The 17,485-nt window shown below is 34.1% G+C and carries 18 protein-coding genes; 12 read left to right on the forward strand and 6 right to left on the reverse strand.

The window, feature by feature from the left end:
• Positions 1-73 precede the first annotated feature (73 nt).
• Positions 74-529, reverse strand: coding sequence for a cyclic-di-AMP-binding protein CbpB (cbpB, locus tag BN999_RS03710; RefSeq protein WP_096270044.1), 456 nt, complete (start codon positions 527-529; stop codon positions 74-76).
• Positions 530-748: 219 nt separating this feature from the next.
• On the opposite strand from cbpB, the gene BN999_RS03715 reads away from it, so the two are divergent.
• Positions 749-1,060, forward strand: coding sequence for an ArsR/SmtB family transcription factor (locus tag BN999_RS03715; protein WP_096270045.1), 312 nt, complete (start codon positions 749-751; stop codon positions 1,058-1,060).
• Complete coding sequence (locus BN999_RS03720; protein WP_096270046.1) at positions 1,061-1,984, forward strand: cation diffusion facilitator family transporter; 924 nt, start codon at positions 1,061-1,063, stop codon at positions 1,982-1,984.
• Positions 1,985-2,031: 47 nt separating this feature from the next.
• Here the strand turns inward: BN999_RS03720 and fadH are convergent, their stop codons facing one another.
• Positions 2,032-2,799: a 2,4-dienoyl-CoA reductase gene (gene fadH, locus BN999_RS03725; protein ID WP_096270047.1), complete on the reverse strand. Its 768-nt coding sequence runs from the start codon at positions 2,797-2,799 to the stop codon at positions 2,032-2,034.
• Between the two features lie 149 nt (positions 2,800-2,948).
• Here fadH and BN999_RS03730 point away from each other — a divergent pair, with 149 nt between their 5' ends.
• From BN999_RS03730 to BN999_RS03745, 4 genes are all read left to right on the forward strand, one after another.
• Positions 2,949-3,800: a metallophosphoesterase gene (locus BN999_RS03730; RefSeq protein ID WP_096270048.1), complete on the forward strand. Its 852-nt coding sequence runs from the start codon at positions 2,949-2,951 to the stop codon at positions 3,798-3,800.
• 65 nt (positions 3,801-3,865) lie between these two features.
• Entirely contained in the window at positions 3,866-4,105 is a 240-nt protein-coding gene (locus BN999_RS03735; protein WP_096270049.1) for a penicillin-binding protein, read from the forward strand.
• Positions 4,106-4,337: 232 nt separating this feature from the next.
• On the forward strand, positions 4,338-4,919 hold the full coding sequence (locus BN999_RS03740) for an SCO family protein (protein WP_096270050.1): 582 nt from the start codon (positions 4,338-4,340) through the stop codon (positions 4,917-4,919).
• A gap of 864 nt (positions 4,920-5,783) precedes the next feature.
• Positions 5,784-6,257, forward strand: a complete 474-nt coding sequence (locus BN999_RS03745) for a YkyB family protein (protein ID WP_096270051.1) — start codon at positions 5,784-5,786, stop codon at positions 6,255-6,257.
• Between the two features lie 40 nt (positions 6,258-6,297).
• Here BN999_RS03745 and BN999_RS03750 read toward each other — a convergent pair whose 3' ends face one another.
• A complete protein-coding gene (locus tag BN999_RS03750; protein WP_096270052.1) occupies positions 6,298-6,651 on the reverse strand; it encodes a hypothetical protein in 354 nt (117 codons plus the stop codon).
• A gap of 134 nt (positions 6,652-6,785) precedes the next feature.
• On the opposite strand from BN999_RS03750, the gene BN999_RS03755 reads away from it, so the two are divergent.
• A complete protein-coding gene (locus BN999_RS03755) occupies positions 6,786-7,697 on the forward strand; it encodes a DMT family transporter (protein ID WP_373453620.1) in 912 nt (303 codons plus the stop codon).
• 18 nt (positions 7,698-7,715) lie between these two features.
• Positions 7,716-8,879, forward strand: a complete 1,164-nt coding sequence (locus BN999_RS03760) for an aminotransferase A (protein ID WP_096270054.1) — start codon at positions 7,716-7,718, stop codon at positions 8,877-8,879.
• A 75-nt stretch (positions 8,880-8,954) separates the two neighbouring features.
• Here the strand turns inward: BN999_RS03760 and BN999_RS03765 are convergent, their stop codons facing one another.
• Positions 8,955-9,128: an aspartyl-phosphate phosphatase Spo0E family protein gene (locus BN999_RS03765; RefSeq protein WP_096270055.1), complete on the reverse strand. Its 174-nt coding sequence runs from the start codon at positions 9,126-9,128 to the stop codon at positions 8,955-8,957.
• Between the two features lie 194 nt (positions 9,129-9,322).
• On the opposite strand from BN999_RS03765, the gene lepB reads away from it, so the two are divergent.
• The 3 genes from lepB (at position 9,323) to BN999_RS03780 (ending at position 12,680) form a co-directional block, all read left to right on the forward strand.
• Positions 9,323-9,847: a signal peptidase I gene (gene lepB, locus BN999_RS03770; RefSeq protein WP_096270056.1), complete on the forward strand. Its 525-nt coding sequence runs from the start codon at positions 9,323-9,325 to the stop codon at positions 9,845-9,847.
• Between the two features lie 496 nt (positions 9,848-10,343).
• Complete coding sequence (locus tag BN999_RS03775; RefSeq protein ID WP_255247392.1) at positions 10,344-11,522, forward strand: zinc ribbon domain-containing protein; 1,179 nt, start codon at positions 10,344-10,346, stop codon at positions 11,520-11,522.
• Between the two features lie 21 nt (positions 11,523-11,543).
• On the forward strand, positions 11,544-12,680 hold the full coding sequence (locus tag BN999_RS03780) for a S1C family serine protease (protein ID WP_096270057.1): 1,137 nt from the start codon (positions 11,544-11,546) through the stop codon (positions 12,678-12,680).
• A gap of 96 nt (positions 12,681-12,776) precedes the next feature.
• On the opposite strand, the gene BN999_RS03785 is transcribed toward BN999_RS03780, so the two are convergent.
• Positions 12,777-14,726, reverse strand: coding sequence for a sensor domain-containing protein (locus tag BN999_RS03785; RefSeq protein ID WP_096270058.1), 1,950 nt, complete (start codon positions 14,724-14,726; stop codon positions 12,777-12,779).
• 28 nt (positions 14,727-14,754) lie between these two features.
• Positions 14,755-16,119, reverse strand: coding sequence for a TrkH family potassium uptake protein (locus BN999_RS03790; RefSeq protein WP_096270059.1), 1,365 nt, complete (start codon positions 16,117-16,119; stop codon positions 14,755-14,757).
• 246 nt (positions 16,120-16,365) lie between these two features.
• Here BN999_RS03790 and BN999_RS03795 point away from each other — a divergent pair, with 246 nt between their 5' ends.
• Positions 16,366-17,466 carry a CdaR family transcriptional regulator gene (locus BN999_RS03795; RefSeq protein ID WP_096270060.1) on the forward strand — a complete coding sequence of 367 codons (1,101 nt, stop codon included), beginning with the start codon at positions 16,366-16,368 and terminating at the stop codon, positions 17,464-17,466.
• Positions 17,467-17,485 lie beyond the last annotated feature (19 nt).

Consider the following 17,485-nt stretch of genomic DNA (forward strand, 5'->3'; position numbering starts at 1 on the left):
TGGTGATTGAAATTGGGCAATGAAAAAGTTAGACAATAAAGAATCCACTACACATAGTGCAGTGGATGTTTCGTTACCTAGTTGGTTTGTTTTTTCCCGAATAGATATCTTTTCTTATTTCTTTCAGTATAGCCCTTCTTGTGAGGATACCATCAAAATATCCTTCTTCATCTACCACACATACAAATGGATAATTTATCAATGCCTTCAGACCATCAATTAATGTATCTTCTTTTAATAACTTTGGTATATCTGTTACCATTACTTCTTTAACCTGTAATTCGGATAGACGATCTATTTCAAATCGTTCTAGACCTAAGATTTCATTCAGAATTTTAGTTTTCCCAACTGTACCTTCTAACTTATACGTAGAATCCAACACTGGAACTGCTGAATATCCTGATTTAACTAATACTAAAAGGGCATGCTCCAATGGGTTATTTACTTGAACATGGGCAACTTTTTCAGAGGGAATCATCATATCAGCGATGGTAAGTGATGTTAATTCCCTATCTTGTAATAAACTCATAATACCCGCTCCTTTTCTATAAGACTCTTAGATACAAACTCTAGATGAAGGGGCTTTCTTTTTTAGTTACTTTTAGAACTTTTCACTCTCTAATCTTAGTGTATCATACTTACACCGATTTTAGCATGTACGACATACCACTTAAATAATTGAAAATAAAAGTAACATCTTCTATAATATGAGCATATGCTCATATTATAAGAGAGGTGAAAAAATAACATGGCTTATCTACCACTTGAAAATGAACTAGTTGAAAACATCTCACAAACCTTTAAAGCATTGTCTGATCCAACAAGAATTCGAATATTACATTTGTTATTTCATAAGGAGTGTTCTGTTAATGAGATAGCGAATGAATTAGAAATGCAGCAATCAACTATCTCCCATCAATTAAAATACCTAAAACAGCTAAGATTAGTAAAAAACAGGCGTGATAAAAACATGTATTTTTACTCTATTGATGATTATCATGTAATGAATTTGTTAGAACAAACTATTGATCATTCAAAACATACGATTGGAGGGTTATAGATGGGGAGTCATCATCACCATAATCATGACCATCATAGCCATGGCCATCATCATCATTCCGCAAATAAACGTGTATTAATGATAAGTTTTATTGCTATTTTTACGTTTATGATTGTAGAGGCAATTGGCGGATTTCTTACGAATAGTTTGGCTTTAATTTCAGATGCTGGGCATATGTTAAGTGATGCTGCTGCATTGGGCTTAAGTCTCCTTGCCTTTAAAATTGGAGAACGGAAAGCAACAAAGGAAAAAACATTTGGTTATAAACGATTTGAAATTATTGCTGCATTTATTAATGGTGTAACATTAATCATTATATCTCTTTATATATTCTATGAAGCAATAACTCGTTTTGTTGAGCCCCAAATGGTGGACTCTAGTATGATTTTTATCGCTATCCTAGGACTCCTAGTTAATATTGGTGTCGCATTACTTTTGATGAAGGGTGACTCAAAAGATAACTTAAATATAAGAAGTGCTTTATTACATGTAATTGGGGATTTATTAGGCTCTGTCGGTGCTATTATAGCTGGGCTTTTAATCATGGCGTTTGGATGGTATATAGCTGATCCCATTGCTAGTATTCTTGTCGCAATACTGATTACTATCTCTGGCTATAGGGTAACGAAAGATTCTCTTCATGTGTTAATGGAGGGGAAGCCAAATAATATTCAACCTAATGACATTCTTACAGAACTGAAAAAAATCAAAGGAGTTATCAATGTTCACGACCTGCATATTTGGTCTATAACATCAGAATTACCGATGTTAAGCTGCCATATAGTTGTTGAAGATGGTATTGATAGAGATGAATTGATTACTAAAGGTAGTGAAATATTAAGAAACTCATTCAACATCAATCACTGTACCCTTCAAATAGAAGGTAAAAACATATCAATCTATACATGCAACCACTGTAATTAAGCTAAAAGGGCTTGGATACTACAAAAATCCAAGCCTTTTATTTAAAATTAAAATGGGAATTTATTTAACCACTGACCACCATCCATCGTGACAACTTCCCCGTTTATGTAAGCTGCTTTATCTGACAACAAGAAATAAGCTAATTCAGCTATTTCTTCAGGTTTCCCTAATCTTCCAAGTGGAACAGATTCTAACGTTCTCTTTGCGGCTTCTTCCGATAGAAATAGCTTTTCAGCCCCACCAGTTCTTTCTATCGGCCCTGGAGCAATAGCATTTACCCGAATGCCATACTTTGTTCCCCATTCTACAGCAAGTGTTCTTGTCATATTTAAGACACCAGCCTTTGCTGCCGATGAGTGAATAACCCCTGCTCCAGCATTCCATGCATATGTTGCAACCATATTAAGAATAGATCCTTGAATATTTTCTTTAATCCAATAACGACCGACTTCACTTGAACAGTAAAATGTTCCGTTTAGAACAATATCTATAACAGATTTCCACCCATTTACAGATAAATCTTCAGCAAAACAGATGAAGTTTCCGGCTGCATTATTTACTAAATGATCTATTCTTCCAAAACGATTCACCGTTTCAGAAACCATCCGCTCAACATCTTCAGGCTTTCGTACATCCATTGGGACAATATGAAGATCTCCTCTTGCTGTTTCAATTAATTCATTCTTTACAGCAATTAGCTTTTCTTCTGTCCTACCGGTTAACACTACATTTAATCCTTCTTCTGCAAATTTTTTAGCCATATATTTCCCCATACCACTGGAACTACCAGTTACAATAACCGTTTCATTTCCCATATAATTATCCTCCTATCACCACTATACAATCATACTATTTCTATTTATTGAAAAAGTCAAAAAACATGTTATTCTTTTCTCTATCATAATGTACTATAAAGGTATGTATGCTATAATTTATTAACATTAAAGTTCACGAAGGTGACATGATGAATAGAAGATCATTCTTAAAAAAATTAATAGGCAGTACTATTACCTTATTTGGATTAACAGGTGGTACTTATTATTATGCAAGGAATATTGAACCTGGATTACTAACAATCCAATCGGAATCTATAGTCTCAACAAAGATACCAGCATCATTTGATGGATTTAAAATAGTTCAATTTTCTGATACACATATTGGATTTCAATATACCTTAACACAATTTCATGATTTAATAACAAAAATTAATGCATTAAATCCCGATATAATTGTCTTCACAGGTGATTTAGTAGATGAACCTAATAAATATGATTGGAGTCCAAAACTAACACAACTATTACATGACTTGAAAGCATATTATGGAAAGTATTGGATCTACGGAAACCATGATCATGGAGGCTATGGTACAGAAATTGTCCGAGACGTTATGGAAAAGGCTAATTTTAATTTACTACAGAATAGTCATCAAGTTATTGAAAAAGATGTGGACCGTATCATTTTGGCAGGGATTGATGATGTCATTCTTGGGTCGCCCAATTTGACCGAAGCACTACAACATACAAATCCTGAACTTTTTACCATACTTCTTTCTCACGAACCAGACTTTGCAGATATAGCAAAAAAACACCCTGTAAACGTCCAACTATCTGGTCATAGTCATGGAGGACAAGTACGACTACCATTTCTAGGACATCTATACACCCCTATTTATGCTGAGAAATATGTAGAGGGTAATTATACATTTGATTCTAGTGATTTTAAACTATTTGTAAGTAGAGGTATTGGAACTACTAGATTACCCTATCGCTTTTTCTGTAAACCAGAAATAACGGTCTTTACCTTAAATAAACCTTAAACATGCTCCCATGTACATTCGCCCGCATACATTGATAGTAAGTTGGTGTAGAAAGGGAGAGTTAAATGAATAATCAACAAATCCAAGGTTATTACAATGGTTATAACCAAACAGATGAAAGAATTTTTCCGATTGTCCCATTTTTGACTGGATTAGTAGCTGGACCACTATTATATAACGCATTCAACCCATATTATGGATATCCAGCACCATACCCTTATCCAGTTCCTGTTCCATATGATTATGGATATAATTATGGTTATGGAAATCCATACAATCAGGGCTATGGAAAAGGTTATTATTAGACTGAGGAAGCCTTAATAGGCTTCCTCTTATTATGACAAGATTAACCCCTCCATCCAACTAAGAACCTGCAATCTATGATACTTACCTTAAGTTGTAACAGATTATCCATAGTTTTGACAGGTGTTAAATGATAAGATAGGTTAGAAAAGAAACACATACTAGCTGAGGAGGATTATGACATATGACAGATTCTACCCATCAGCTAATGAATTTACATAACGGAGGACTATTATGAAAAGACAATTTCTTATTATGGTGATAACAGGAGTTATACTACTACTTTCTGCATGCGGTCCAAAATATGAAGGTGATTATTCTTACCCCATAGCAGATTTCACATTTACGAATCAAAATGGTGAACAATTTAGTAAAAGTGAACTCGAAGGAAAGATTTGGATTGCCGACTTCATCTATACTACATGTGAAACTGAGTGCCCACAGATGACTTATTCTAAACAGAAAATAGACCGAGCTTTAAAAGAAGAAGGTATTGAAGATGTAGAGTTTGTTTCCTTCAGTATTGATCCAGAAGTTGATTCTCCAGAAGTATTAAAGGAATATGGTGAAGTACGAGGAATTGATTTTGAAAAAGATAATTGGACTTTCTTGACCGGCTATGACTTTGACGCAATAAAAGAGTTTGCTGTGAAGTCATTTAAAATTCCAGTAGAGAAAATGGATGATTCCTTTATGCACGGGGTACAACTATCTATTGTCAGTCCTGAAGGTAATGCCATAAAACATTTTAACGGATTCACACTTACTGACGAACAAATAAAGGAAATGGTTGCCTTCATTGAAGATATGCAATAGTGATTGACACAAAGTGATATCAATCAAACAAAAATCCGAACTATAATACAGAATTCCTCAGTTAGAATTCCATTAGTTCGGATTTTTTCATTTCCTTATCCAGTGATTCTTATTACACGATTGATTAGAAACTGTGCGGTAACTAGTTTAATTACAACAGAATTAGTTATTGGGTATAGCTGTACGACACCGCTCCGGCAGAATACTCCGCTTTTACTGTCAGCACAGGGGCGACATCTGCTCGAAAAGACCGTCGCAGTGTCTACCTTGCCGCGGGCCCGGCCTCAGCCTCCTCGAGGAAAGTTCGCCTCTCTAGGGGTCTTCGGACACGTGCTATTCCCGCAGGACAAGGAATGCTTCGTCAGCGTAATCATCGCACGAAGAAAATTGTTCTTTATTTTCGAGGAGTCTACGTATTCTGCCTGCGCTAGTTTAGTTTTTTAATTAAAGATAGTAATTAGCATGTATTGCCAGCAATTGAGCACCAATATTTCTATTTACTCTATCTCAGCGAAGGAAATACACGGAGACTCCTTGAAAAAGAAAATCACTTTTTCTGCGTGCGATGTATAGCTTTCGTAGCGTTCCTTGTCCTGCGGGAGGATAGGCATCGGTGAGACCCCCAATGCTTTAGCACGAGGAGGCTCACCAGCCGCCCGCGGAAAGCGGAGTGTATTTCCGTAGCGGGTATGTTGCTCTATCCAAGATCCTTAGTTACCGCACACTTTCTATCAACTATGCAAGTAAAATAGATCTAGTAAAAGTGTACCTATTCCCCTTCTGATGGTATCTTTTATAATTATTGTTTGAAAGTGGACAAGCTTTAAGTTACTATTAATACAAACTACGAAAGGAGGTATAACAATGACAAATAATAATACTGTTTCCCTACCTGACTTAGCAAGAGCAATCTATACAGTAAACAGACATGCAAAAACTGCACCAGAACCACAGCACCTTTACTTTATTAAGAAGGAATCCATTAACCGATTATTAAAAGAAAAGCGTGCTAAGAAGATTGGACTGCACTTCTCTCAGCATCCTAAATTAAGTAATCAGCATTCTACCCTCTTAGTCCAGGTAGATGACTATTATTTTCATATCCCTCCCTCAAAGGAAGACTTCCAGAATCTAAAACATTTAGGAGAACTTGATCAAAATTTTCGTAATCCCCAAACGAAAATGTCATTATCTCAAGCAAAGAAGATAATCTATCAATATATTGATTGGAAGCCAGTAAATAAGAAACCTAATAAACCTAGGCAATATTCATCTTCTTATTTCACACCATCATCACTCGGGAAAATGGAATGGCCCCCACGTAAAACTTTTCGATAATAAATGTCTCAGAAGGGATAACACCCAACTGAGACATTTTTCATACCTTATTTCTTCGTAACCATAATGATTTTATAACATGTATCATACACAAAAAAAGGCCAAATATAGCTAATGCTTGCAATGAAACCTTAAATAATTGATACGTTAACAACTCTACTTCTCCGACCATAAGTACAACCAAGAAAAAAATAACAATAAAAGCAAGCCCACTTAGCAGATAGTTTAAAAGCCTTTCCGATTTAATTGATATCAGGATATATGTAATCGGACGAATCATAAAATAGCACCCTACAATACCTAGAAATATTACAGCTGTAAAAAACACCTCTTTTGGTATTCCTAATGACTGTAAATGGGATAGTTTAATCCAGTCAACAAAGTCTTTGTCCATGCAATTCACACCTTCCTTACCTACCCATCATTCTAAACTATTTTAGTGAAAACTATACGATTAGAGCTAGTTTTAACTTATTTTTCTATAAATTTGCTATAATTGGCTTAAAGTTGGTTCCTTGAGAGGTGGTAATGAATTTGAACAAAGCGGTATTCTTCATCATGCTTGGTGCAGCATTATGGGGTACGATTGGTTGGTTTGTAAAAAACTTGTATACATATGGTTTTACTCCTATGGAGGTTGTTACGTTAAGAGCAGCGTCAACTGCTCTCCTTTTAATGATTTATTTAGTTTTTAAATCACCAAAGACATTGTACTTACAATCCCTAAAGGATCTGAAATACTTCATTGGAACAGGAATATTTAGTATTATATTTTTCAATTACTGTATGTTTACTGCAATTGAATTATCAACCATACCGGTTGCAACAGCTTTACTATATACTGGTCCTGCATTTGTCACTATCTTCTCTTATTTTTTGTTTAAGGAATCCTTTACAAAACAGAAACTTATTGCTTTAATGGGAACCCTTCTAGGAACATGCTTAGTCGTCGGACTTCTGCCTTTAAATCTGATTTCAGTTCCAATGGCAAGCATTCTCTTTGGAATTGGTTCTGGTGTTGGTTATGCTTTATATAGTATCTTTAGTAAATATGCTTTAAAGAAGTATTCTAGTTTAAGTATTACTACCTTTACTTTTATTATTGCTTCGGTAACACTAATTCCCTTTTTTCCATTCCAAGAGAAAATACAACTATTAATCGAACCTGAAGTTCTTTTTTATGTCTTTGGACTTGGACTATTTCCAACGGCAATTGCTTATATTGTCTATACATATGGTTTAAATAAAACAGAGGCATCCAAAGCCTCCATTTTAACAACTATTGAACCAGTAGTAGCTACTCTAATAGGAATTTTTATATTTCAAGAAGCATTTACCTTTGTACAAATGATAGGTATGTCACTAATAATCGGAGCTGTTATTTTCATGCAAACAAAGCAAAAAAAAGATTTTCAAGGAAAAAGTAAAGTAATTATCTAGCATCCTGGAGGTACGAATATGGAGAAACTATTAAACCATCAAGTGAATAAAATCGAGATTTCTGGTATAAGAAAATTCTTTAATATGGTATCCGGTGAGAAAAATGTAATATCTCTAACAATTGGTCAACCAGATTTCTATACACCTGACCATATTAAACAAGCAACCACGGCTGCATTATTAAAGAATCAAACAACGTACACAAATAATGCTGGGATTATCGAACTAAGAAAAGCGATCGCGGATTTTTACGGTAACAATTACAATGTGAGCTTCCATCCTGAGGATGAAATTATTGTTACAACAGGAGCTTCCCAAGGAATCGATATAGTTTTTCGTACCATATTAAACCCAGGGGATGAAGTTATCCTACCTGCACCTATATATCCGGGCTATGAACCTCTTATCAAGCTTGCTGGAGCAAACCCGGTTCATATTGATACAACAAAACACGATTTTAAGTTGACCAAGGACATATTGGAGAACGCCATTACACCAAAAACAAAATGTGTCGTTCTCCCCTACCCTTCCAATCCTACTGGTGCATCATTTACAGAAAATGAACTAAAAGAACTTATCTCAGTATTAAAAGATAAAAATATATTCATACTAGCAGATGAAATCTATAGTCAATTAGTATACGATATTCAACATGTTAGTATAGCCAGCTTTTCAGAAGTACAAGACCAAACAATCGTGGTAAATGGGTTATCTAAGTCACATTCTATGACTGGATTTAGAATTGGTTATGTCCTTGCCCCGAAATGGTTAACTAAACATATGTTAAAAGTTCATCAGTACAATGTATCGTGTGCCTCGTCCATTAGTCAATACGCTGCTCTAGAAGCTTTGACAAATGGTTTAGATGACCCACTTGAGATGAAAGATGTCTACCTTACCCGTAGAGACTATGTATTCAAGAGACTCATTCAGATGGGACTTTCAGTAAATAATCCTAACGGGGCATTTTATCTCTTTCCTAAATTCCCAACATCCGAGATGTCCTCATTTGAATTAGGATTAGATTTGGTAAAGAAAGCAAAAGTAGCATTAGTACCAGGTGGAAGTTTTTCTGTATACGGTGAAGGTTATATGAGGTTATCTTATGCCTACAATCAGTCCACACTAGAAGAGGGACTTAATCGATTAGAGAACTATTTAATAAAGCACATGAATAAATGAAGCAATAGCAGGGATATATAGAATATATCCCCCTATTGTCTATATGACAGTTATTTTTGATTTATCTTTTCTCTACTATCTAAATGACTTTTGTTCTTTTTTTAGTTCTTCATACATATTTAATAAACGATCTAATTCTTGACTAAGTGCAATGGACTCTAAACTAGTAATTCCTTGTTTTAAAGCTACGGAACTCATTGTTTTTCTTAATGTCTCTATCTCTTTTAGGAGCTTGTCAGTATCGTACATATATAAATTACAATACCTCCTTTACTATTTCTATTACTTTAGCATATGACATCAATATTGAACAACTGGGATGACAATTATTTTTGTCTTTTCCTTTTATGTACATTTTCACACTTATTTTCTCTTATTCTTGTTATAATAACTATATAATAGAATACAACAATGAACTATTTACGAAGAAAGGAATGTCTTCTTTGGCCGAAGTAAAACAAAAAAATGAATGGGTAGAATGGGGTAAGGCAATTGTTATTGCCATCATTCTAGCATTTTTATTACGAACCTTTATATTCGCAACTTCCATTGTTGAAGGAGATAGTATGGACCCTACTCTTCAAGATGGAGAGCGTGTTATATTTAATAAATTTGTTTACATGGTTGACGAACCTGATAGAGGAGATATTGTCATTATCCATCGGCCAGAAAAAAATTACGTAAAACGTGTTATTGGCCTACCCGGTGAGACGATTGAGATTAGAAATCATAAACTCTATATTAATGATGAGCTTCATGATCAAACGTTTTTAACTGAGGATGCGAAAAATCATACGGGCAGCTTTGGTCCGATTACCATTCCGGAAGGCAGATACTTCGTTATGGGGGATAACCGATCCATAAGTAAGGATTCTAGAAATGGTTTGGGCTTTATCATGGAGGATGAAATTATTGGCAAGTCTGAATTTGTATTTTATCCATTTAGTGAAGTAGCTAAAACGAGATAAATAGTATCAGATTAATCAACATGCATAAGGTTGTCTTTTGGATAGATCATCCATAAAGACAACCTTTTCAAATTGTTAAGATTGTTAAATTATGACAAGTCAGTTGCTTGGTATTATTATTTTTCATTATCCCAAATTAGACTGCCTATGAAATAGATAAGGATTACAAAACATAGTATACCGAATATTGTCTCCATTCCCATGATGTGACACCTCCTAAACCTATTATATGTATAATTTTACTATTTATAGAGAGCTATGATTCAGTGAATGCCATAGCCAATAAGTATGCAGAAGGGAATATGATATAAATTCCTGTCTGCTAAATAAGTCTAACCTTTTATATCATATCATATCTAATCCCTAAATAAAGAGAAATATGTTAAGATATAAGTAAAAATATTGACGAAAAAAATCGAACAAGTATAAGTAGAAGTGCGAGCTAAACTTGGGAATTATAGAAGGAATAACACTCATGTTTTCCTAGGCATAAATAATGGAAGTTGGTGATTACTTGTTACACTGTCCATACTGCGGTTCTATCGTTAAGGAAGAGGAAACTTTCTGCGTACAATGTGGAGAGAAGCTTCCTAATGATATTCATCTACGTTCAACCAAAAAGAAACGATTTAATAAATATTGGTTTATTCCTCTAGTATCATTAGTTGTCGTATTGCTTGGGATTAACTTTTTTAATAATTTCTTACAAAACCAGACAGACCAAGCAAAAAAGTACTACGAACTCGGTGAAAAAAGCCTAGAAAAAGGAGATTATCAATCTGCAAAGGACTACTTTATAGAAGCGGTTGATGAGAAACCTAATTTTGTTCAAGGACAAGCTGCCCTTGAGTTCATCAATAAGACATTTGAAATTGACGAGGTACTTAGTAAAGCAAATAACGAGTTAGAAAATAGCAATTTCCAATCTGCACTCACCTTACTTAATGACGCGGAATCTTCTTTAAAGAACTTTGATGGTGTTGCAGCAACTGCATTGGTAGATAAAATTGTTACTCGTCGCAATACCATTAAGGTGGAACAATTAAAAAGCTTACTTAGTGAGAACCCATCAATTGATGAGTTAAAGGTATTACTATGGGAGGCTGATTCTATTAAAAATCCTGAAGCCATGCAGATAACAGAAAATATACGTAATCAAATAGTTGATTTCACATATACCAAGGCTAGTGAACAACTATCTGAAAAACATTTCAGTGATGCACAAATGATTGTTGAAGATGGAATAAAATATGCACCTAACTCTGAAAAGCTGCACAGTTTACAGACGACTATTGAAAAGGAAAAAGTCTCCTTTGAAATTACTCAACAGCAGCGAATTCAACAAGCTATAGATACAGCGGAAGAAGAGCGTGAGATGAATGAGACTGATGCCATTAAAGTTGATTCTGTTAAGCTTGAAAATGATGATCAAGGTAATTTAGTTGTAAAAGGTGAGGTTAAGAGTATTGCTACCATACCAGTTAGCTCCATCTTAGTAGAATATTCTTTACTTACAAATGATGCGGAATTCCTATCTAACGAGGTCTATGTTTTCCCAGATACTCTATATCCCAAGGAAAGTGGGAAGTTTGAATTTACGCATTTTGACATTAATCAAGATGTAAAAAATATTGATATTAAAGTCAAAAAGATTACCTGGTACACCAACTATTAAGTAATCTGATGGAGTGAAGCTATGATAAAAACGGATAGAAAATTACCCTTTGTTGTTTCTATTATCCTTATTATTCTAGGAATTGCTTATTCAGTATACCTTTATTCTGAATGGCAAGGCACTAATTTAGTAGTTAACAACCCTATGATTAAGAAAGTACAATCAGAAAATGAAACAATAAACTTGAAATCAATTGTACATGAAGCAGAAAAGAATGTTGTCCAAATTGAAGCACAGAGTAATAATCAAACTCTAACAGGATCAGGATTTCTATATAATGAAAAGGGCGACATTATAACTAATGCACATGTTGTTCAAGATGCCGATACCATCTATGTCAGAACAGCTAATGCACGTGTCTACCCTGCAGCTGTGATTGGAATGGGTGACAACACTGACATTGCTGTCCTTCGTGTACCACAGCTTGCTGGTGAAACTGGATTATCAATTGACACAGATACATTAGCAGAAATTGGTGATGAGGTAATTGCCCTTGGAAGTCCACATGGTTTTCAAAATACAGTTACCCTTGGTATTATTTCTGGTACAGAACGGAACTTTACTGTAGATGGATTTGATTATAATAATGCCTATCAAATCTCTGCTCTCATAACGCATGGTAATAGTGGTGGCCCACTAATAAATCGTACTACTGGTGAAGTTATTGGTATTAACTCCGTAGGAACAGAGGATGGTACAATAGGATTCAGTATTCCCATCATTGACGTGATTAAAGAGATTGAAAATTGGTCAAAAGAAGCACAGAATAGTCAACTTAACTTTACAAATACGGAGGATTTATTAAATACAATTGACCCTACACAATTCACACAAGACGCCGAATATGTAATGGAATATTTCTTAGATAGTATCATCATAAGAGATTACGTTGCTGCCTATTCATTATTAGGAGATTCGATTCAAACACAAACATCATATTCCTCCTTTCGTGAAGGATATATTCAGATTGTAGATGTTAAGTATAACCACCAATCGACCACCATTGTTGAAGACAACCATGCTTCTATAAAGGCAGATGTTACGTTAGTTAAGAATCAACCTAATGAAGAGGAACAACTACATGAAAACATAACTTATGAATTTATCATAGGATTTGAGAACGACCAACTAAAGATTGTTAGTATAGATTATAAATAAAATATGACATAAACAGGCCCCAAACTTGTAATAAGCTATTCCAGCATTAATCAAGTTTGGGGCCTAACCCCTCTTAAAAATGGTTTAATAATGAGCCTAAGCTAAGAATTTAGTTAACTGGGTGGCTGGTAATGGTTTACTAAAATAGTATCCTTGCATCTCGTCACATTTTTCACTAGTAAGGAATTTTAACTGTTCTATTGTCTCGACACCTTCTGCTATTACTTTCATATTAAGAGAATGGGACATGTGAATAATTGATTTTACAATAGCATGATTTTCCTTCTGACTTTCATTTAAGAACATTTTATCAATCTTTAGTTTGGTAATCGGAAAAACACTCAAATACTTAAAAGATGAATATCCAGTGCCAAAATCATCAATTGAAACCAATACACCTAATTCACGTAACTGATGTAAAGTCTCCAAAATCTCTTCTTCATTTGACATTGCCATGCTTTCGGTTATCTCTAACTCTAGATAATTAGGATGAAGATCTGTTTCCTCAAGTACTTGCTTTACCTTTTCTACTAAATTAGGCTGATAAAACTGTTTTGCAGATAAATTCACACTTACAGTTAATGGCTTAAGACCTTTATCCTGCCATTCTTTATTCTGTCTACAGGCTTCTGATAACACCCAATCACCAATATCAATAATAAGTCCTGTTTTTTCGGCCAAAGGTATAAACTCCGTAGGACCAACCTCTCCTCTATCAGGATGATTCCATCGTATTAATGCTTCTAATCCAACAACCTCATCTTTACGTAAATTCTTCTGGGGCTGATAATGAAGCTCAAATTGATTTTCCCTAAGAGCTTTCCTAAGCTCCGCTTCCATCGTTAACATAGACTTAAAGTTCTCAGATATAGATGATTCAAATAAATTATAATAATTTCTATGTTTTCCTTTAATGACATACATTGCCGAATCTGCATGTTTAACTAGATCCGAGGCAGTTGTACCATTCTCAGGGTAAATGCTTATCCCGATACTTAATGTTGTATATATTTCATATTCATGTATCTTGATCGGTCTTTCAAATTCAGAAATAATATCTTTTGCTAAACTTTTTGACCCTTCCTTGGTTGTATTCCGTTTTAAAATTAAGAATTCATCCCCACTCATTCTAGCAATAAACGTGTCCATTTGTTGGAATGTTTTTAATCTACTAGCACAAGCCCGGAGCAACTCATCCCCGAAAGAATATCCTAAAGTATCATTTATTTCCTTAAAATAATCTATATCCAGAAAATAAACCGCTAGCTGTTCATCAGTTTCTTTTGCCTGTATAATTGCTTCTTTTAGAACTTTATTAAAAAAGTTACGGTTTGGTAAGTCAGTCAAATCATCATAATAGGCCATATATTCGATTTTATTTTCTGTTTCTATACGTTCGGTTACATCTTTGACACTTGCAGCTCTGATAATCTTACCGTTTTTGTAATATGGATATTCTATCATCTCGATATAGAATAAGGTACCATCCTTCCGTACACCTTTCAGTTCAAGTAGCCCATTTAATGCAAGATGTTCATAATCTGCCAGTTTCTTATAGCTTCTAGGGTCAATTAACTGCTCTATGGATTTTCCTTTTAATTCTTCCTTCGAATAACCGAACATCGTTGCAAATGTTTCATCACAATCGATTATATCTGTCTTTCCATACAGAATGATTCCTTCCACAGAACTATTAGAAATTTGATTAATATACCGTTTTATCTCATCCGCTCTATTTCGTATAGATAACTCATTAATGATTAAACAATATAAATTATCTTGCAACACTTGAGATTTAACTTCTAATAACTTACCTTTTTCCTTTTTTATTTCCATTAACAAATGAGAAGTCGTGGATTCCAATAATAAATGAAAATCTAAACAATCATTGATAGATTTGTCCTCTTCATAGTCGAGGTTTAATATAGCGAAAGCTTTATCACTTCCCTCAAGGATAGTTCCACCTTTATCAACAAACAATATAGCTTCATTTAAGAAGGATAGTAACTGTTTATTCATTGGTAAAAGTAAGTGTTCTTGACTCATAAAGGATTCTCCTCGCTTGTTATCTATTTTATCCAATACTAATTCGTTCTTTTGGATAGTGATAATCCCCTGTTTTCTTTGTTTTCTTAAACATAAATAGGAAAGTAATGATTCCTACTCTACCGATAAACATCAATATCATGAGAATTATTTTGGTGAAAGTTGATAACTCAGCTGTAATGCCTAAGGACAGTCCAACAGTTCCAAACGCAGACGTAACCTCAAACATAATCTCTGTGATGGAAAATGGTTCATATGTCGTAATAAACAGTACCGAGACAAAGACCATTAACATGGCCATCAATGTAACAGTTACGGCTTTCATAAGATCATCTTCATGAACTTCTCTTCTAAAAATACGTATACTACTACCACCACGTGCGTATGTAATAATAAAAATAACCGCTAAAGCAAATGTAGTTGTTCTGATTCCTCCTCCTGCACTACTAGGAGATGCCCCAATAAACATCAAGAACGACATCCACAAATGATTGGACTCGGTCAATAAACTTACATCCATGGTAGAAAGCCCACCACTTCTAGTGGTTATAGATTGAAAAAGAGAATAGAATACACTTTCATGCCAACTCTTTCCTACAAAGAAATTACGCATGTCTAATAAGTAAATAACAATACTCCCAATGATAATTAAGATTCCAAAGGTCAATGTGGTTACTTTGGTGAATAAACTAAAATGCATAGTCATTTGACTATTTTTCTTTGAGAATAAAAAGTTTTTAATTTCTATTAAAACCGGAAAACCTATTGCACCAAAAATAATCAACAACATATTTATAAATTGGATAAAGTAATCATCTTTATATGGAATAAGTGAATTTCCAGTTATATCAAAACCTCCATTAGTAACTGCGCTTATCGTACCAAAAAAACCATGAAAAAACGCCTCAGAAGGTGATTCAAAGTACTTAAGAAAATAAGTACCCAAAATAAGGAAGGAGATAATTTCCACCGTTAACAAAACAATGAAGATTTGCTTAATCAAACGAACCATACCTTCAAAATTCGTTTGATTTTGATCAGTCATAATTAATTGTCGTTCCTTTAGTCCGATCTTCTTACCGATTAATAGCCATATAAATGTACCAATTGCCATAACACCAACCGCACCAAGTTGCAGAATAAAGGCTAGTATAAAAATCCCTGTAGTACTTAATGTATCAGAAATGGTTATCGTACTTAACCCGGTAACACTTAATGCACTAACAGCGGTAAAAACTATATCTATAAAAGCTACTTCTACCCCATCCTGAAATGCAGCAGGCAAACATAGTAGTGCCGTAGAAAAAATGGCAGCTAATACATAAAAAAACAATATCATTCTAACTGGTGATAATTTGTTTATCCAACGTAATAAAGACTTTGGTAAACTCATGAGTATTCATACTCCTTGAAATTTCCTGTATTTTCAGGAAATCTTCCATTTTTATTATAGCATGTTTCATCCTTATTGCCTTCACTATCCGACAAATTGTCCATTTAATAATAAACTATCATCGTATATTATGATTTTGTCGACCATTCTCTAAATTTGATGATAAACTTAAGTGTATAATATCCACAGATTATAAAGCAAAATAATAAATTTGGAAAGACTTGTAGAGAATTTTGGAGGATAATTATGGAATTAACACCAGAATTAGGTCAAAAAATTATCAATGAAACCAGTAAACTCATCAATGAGGATATAATTATCTTAAATGAGCGCGCTATTATTATCGCAAGTACTGATCCCACCCGTATAGGAGATTATCATGAAGGAGCCTATCTCACCATTCGAAACAACTCCACGACAATATTATCAGAAAAGCATGTCCAAGAGTTAGAGGGGATCCGCCCTGGTGTTAATTTACCTATCACGATTAAAAACGAAGTAATTGGTGTTATAGGTATTACCGGAGACCCAGAAAGGATTATTCCATTTGCATCTGTTATGAAAAAGATGACTGAATTATTAATCCGTGAAAATATCTTAATACAGGAAACAGAATGGCATGCTAGGGCTATTGAATCATACTTCTTTGATTGGATTCAAATGGATGAGATTACTACTGAATTTATTTATAAAGGTAATTTACTCGGTATAGATATTCCTCCACCATTTAGATGTATCATTATGGAGATTAAACAAGAAGTAAGTAACGACCAATTACATGTAATCCTAAACCTTCTTCATTTAAAGATTAAGTGTACGGCTATTCGCTGGGGAAATAACCGAATCTTAATCTTAACGGAAGAAAAACACTATGAGTCACAACAATTAAAATTGCAATTACGCTCTTTACAAAATTATGTAACTGACAAGTTTAATATTTTAATTTCAATCGGGATTGGCACCATGTCGGATACATTTAGGTTGAAGGAATCTTACCACAGAGCTATCAAAGCCTTAACTATCGGTAAACTTGATACCATTACTGCTTATGATGATTTATTGTTAGAAATTTGTTTGGATGAAATTAGTTTGGATGTTAAAGAGATCTTTATTGAGAAAGTATTTTCTAACTTATTATATGAGAAACCATTATTTCAGACATTGAAAACTCTTCTTAGTAATAACATGAATTTAAAACACACAGCAAAAGAACTGCATATCCATATTAATACCTTACATTATCGATTAAGTCGTATTGAACAATTAACTGGATATAACCCTAAAGACACCTATTCAATTACTCTTTTCTATATGGGACTACACTTCTTGGATGAACATCTAAAATAATACGTTATTTTTATAATTT

The organism is Paucisalibacillus globulus (assembly GCF_900184735.1).
GTDB lineage: Bacteria > Bacillota > Bacilli > Bacillales > Amphibacillaceae > Ornithinibacillus > Ornithinibacillus globulus_B.

Coding starts and splice junctions, on each gene's coding strand:
- BN999_RS03765 (WP_096270055.1), bottom strand. CDS start 9,128: ATGTACGATACTGACAAGCTCCTAAAAGAGATAGAGACATTAAGAAAA.
- BN999_RS03775 (WP_255247392.1), top strand. CDS start 10,344: ATGGAAGTTGGTGATTACTTGTTACACTGTCCATACTGCGGTTCTATC.
- BN999_RS03755 (WP_373453620.1), top strand. CDS start 6,786: ATGAATTTGAACAAAGCGGTATTCTTCATCATGCTTGGTGCAGCATTA.
- BN999_RS03780 (WP_096270057.1), top strand. CDS start 11,544: ATGATAAAAACGGATAGAAAATTACCCTTTGTTGTTTCTATTATCCTT.
- BN999_RS03730 (WP_096270048.1), top strand. CDS start 2,949: ATGAATAGAAGATCATTCTTAAAAAAATTAATAGGCAGTACTATTACC.
- BN999_RS03785 (WP_096270058.1), bottom strand. CDS start 14,726: ATGAGTCAAGAACACTTACTTTTACCAATGAATAAACAGTTACTATCC.
- BN999_RS03735 (WP_096270049.1), top strand. CDS start 3,866: ATGAATAATCAACAAATCCAAGGTTATTACAATGGTTATAACCAAACA.
- BN999_RS03740 (WP_096270050.1), top strand. CDS start 4,338: ATGAAAAGACAATTTCTTATTATGGTGATAACAGGAGTTATACTACTA.
- BN999_RS03790 (WP_096270059.1), bottom strand. CDS start 16,119: ATGAGTTTACCAAAGTCTTTATTACGTTGGATAAACAAATTATCACCA.
- BN999_RS03760 (WP_096270054.1), top strand. CDS start 7,716: ATGGAGAAACTATTAAACCATCAAGTGAATAAAATCGAGATTTCTGGT.
- BN999_RS03715 (WP_096270045.1), top strand. CDS start 749: ATGGCTTATCTACCACTTGAAAATGAACTAGTTGAAAACATCTCACAA.
- fadH (WP_096270047.1), bottom strand. CDS start 2,799: ATGGGAAATGAAACGGTTATTGTAACTGGTAGTTCCAGTGGTATGGGG.
- BN999_RS03795 (WP_096270060.1), top strand. CDS start 16,366: ATGGAATTAACACCAGAATTAGGTCAAAAAATTATCAATGAAACCAGT.
- BN999_RS03745 (WP_096270051.1), top strand. CDS start 5,784: ATGACAAATAATAATACTGTTTCCCTACCTGACTTAGCAAGAGCAATC.
- BN999_RS03750 (WP_096270052.1), bottom strand. CDS start 6,651: ATGGACAAAGACTTTGTTGACTGGATTAAACTATCCCATTTACAGTCA.
- BN999_RS03720 (WP_096270046.1), top strand. CDS start 1,061: ATGGGGAGTCATCATCACCATAATCATGACCATCATAGCCATGGCCAT.
- cbpB (WP_096270044.1), bottom strand. CDS start 529: ATGAGTTTATTACAAGATAGGGAATTAACATCACTTACCATCGCTGAT.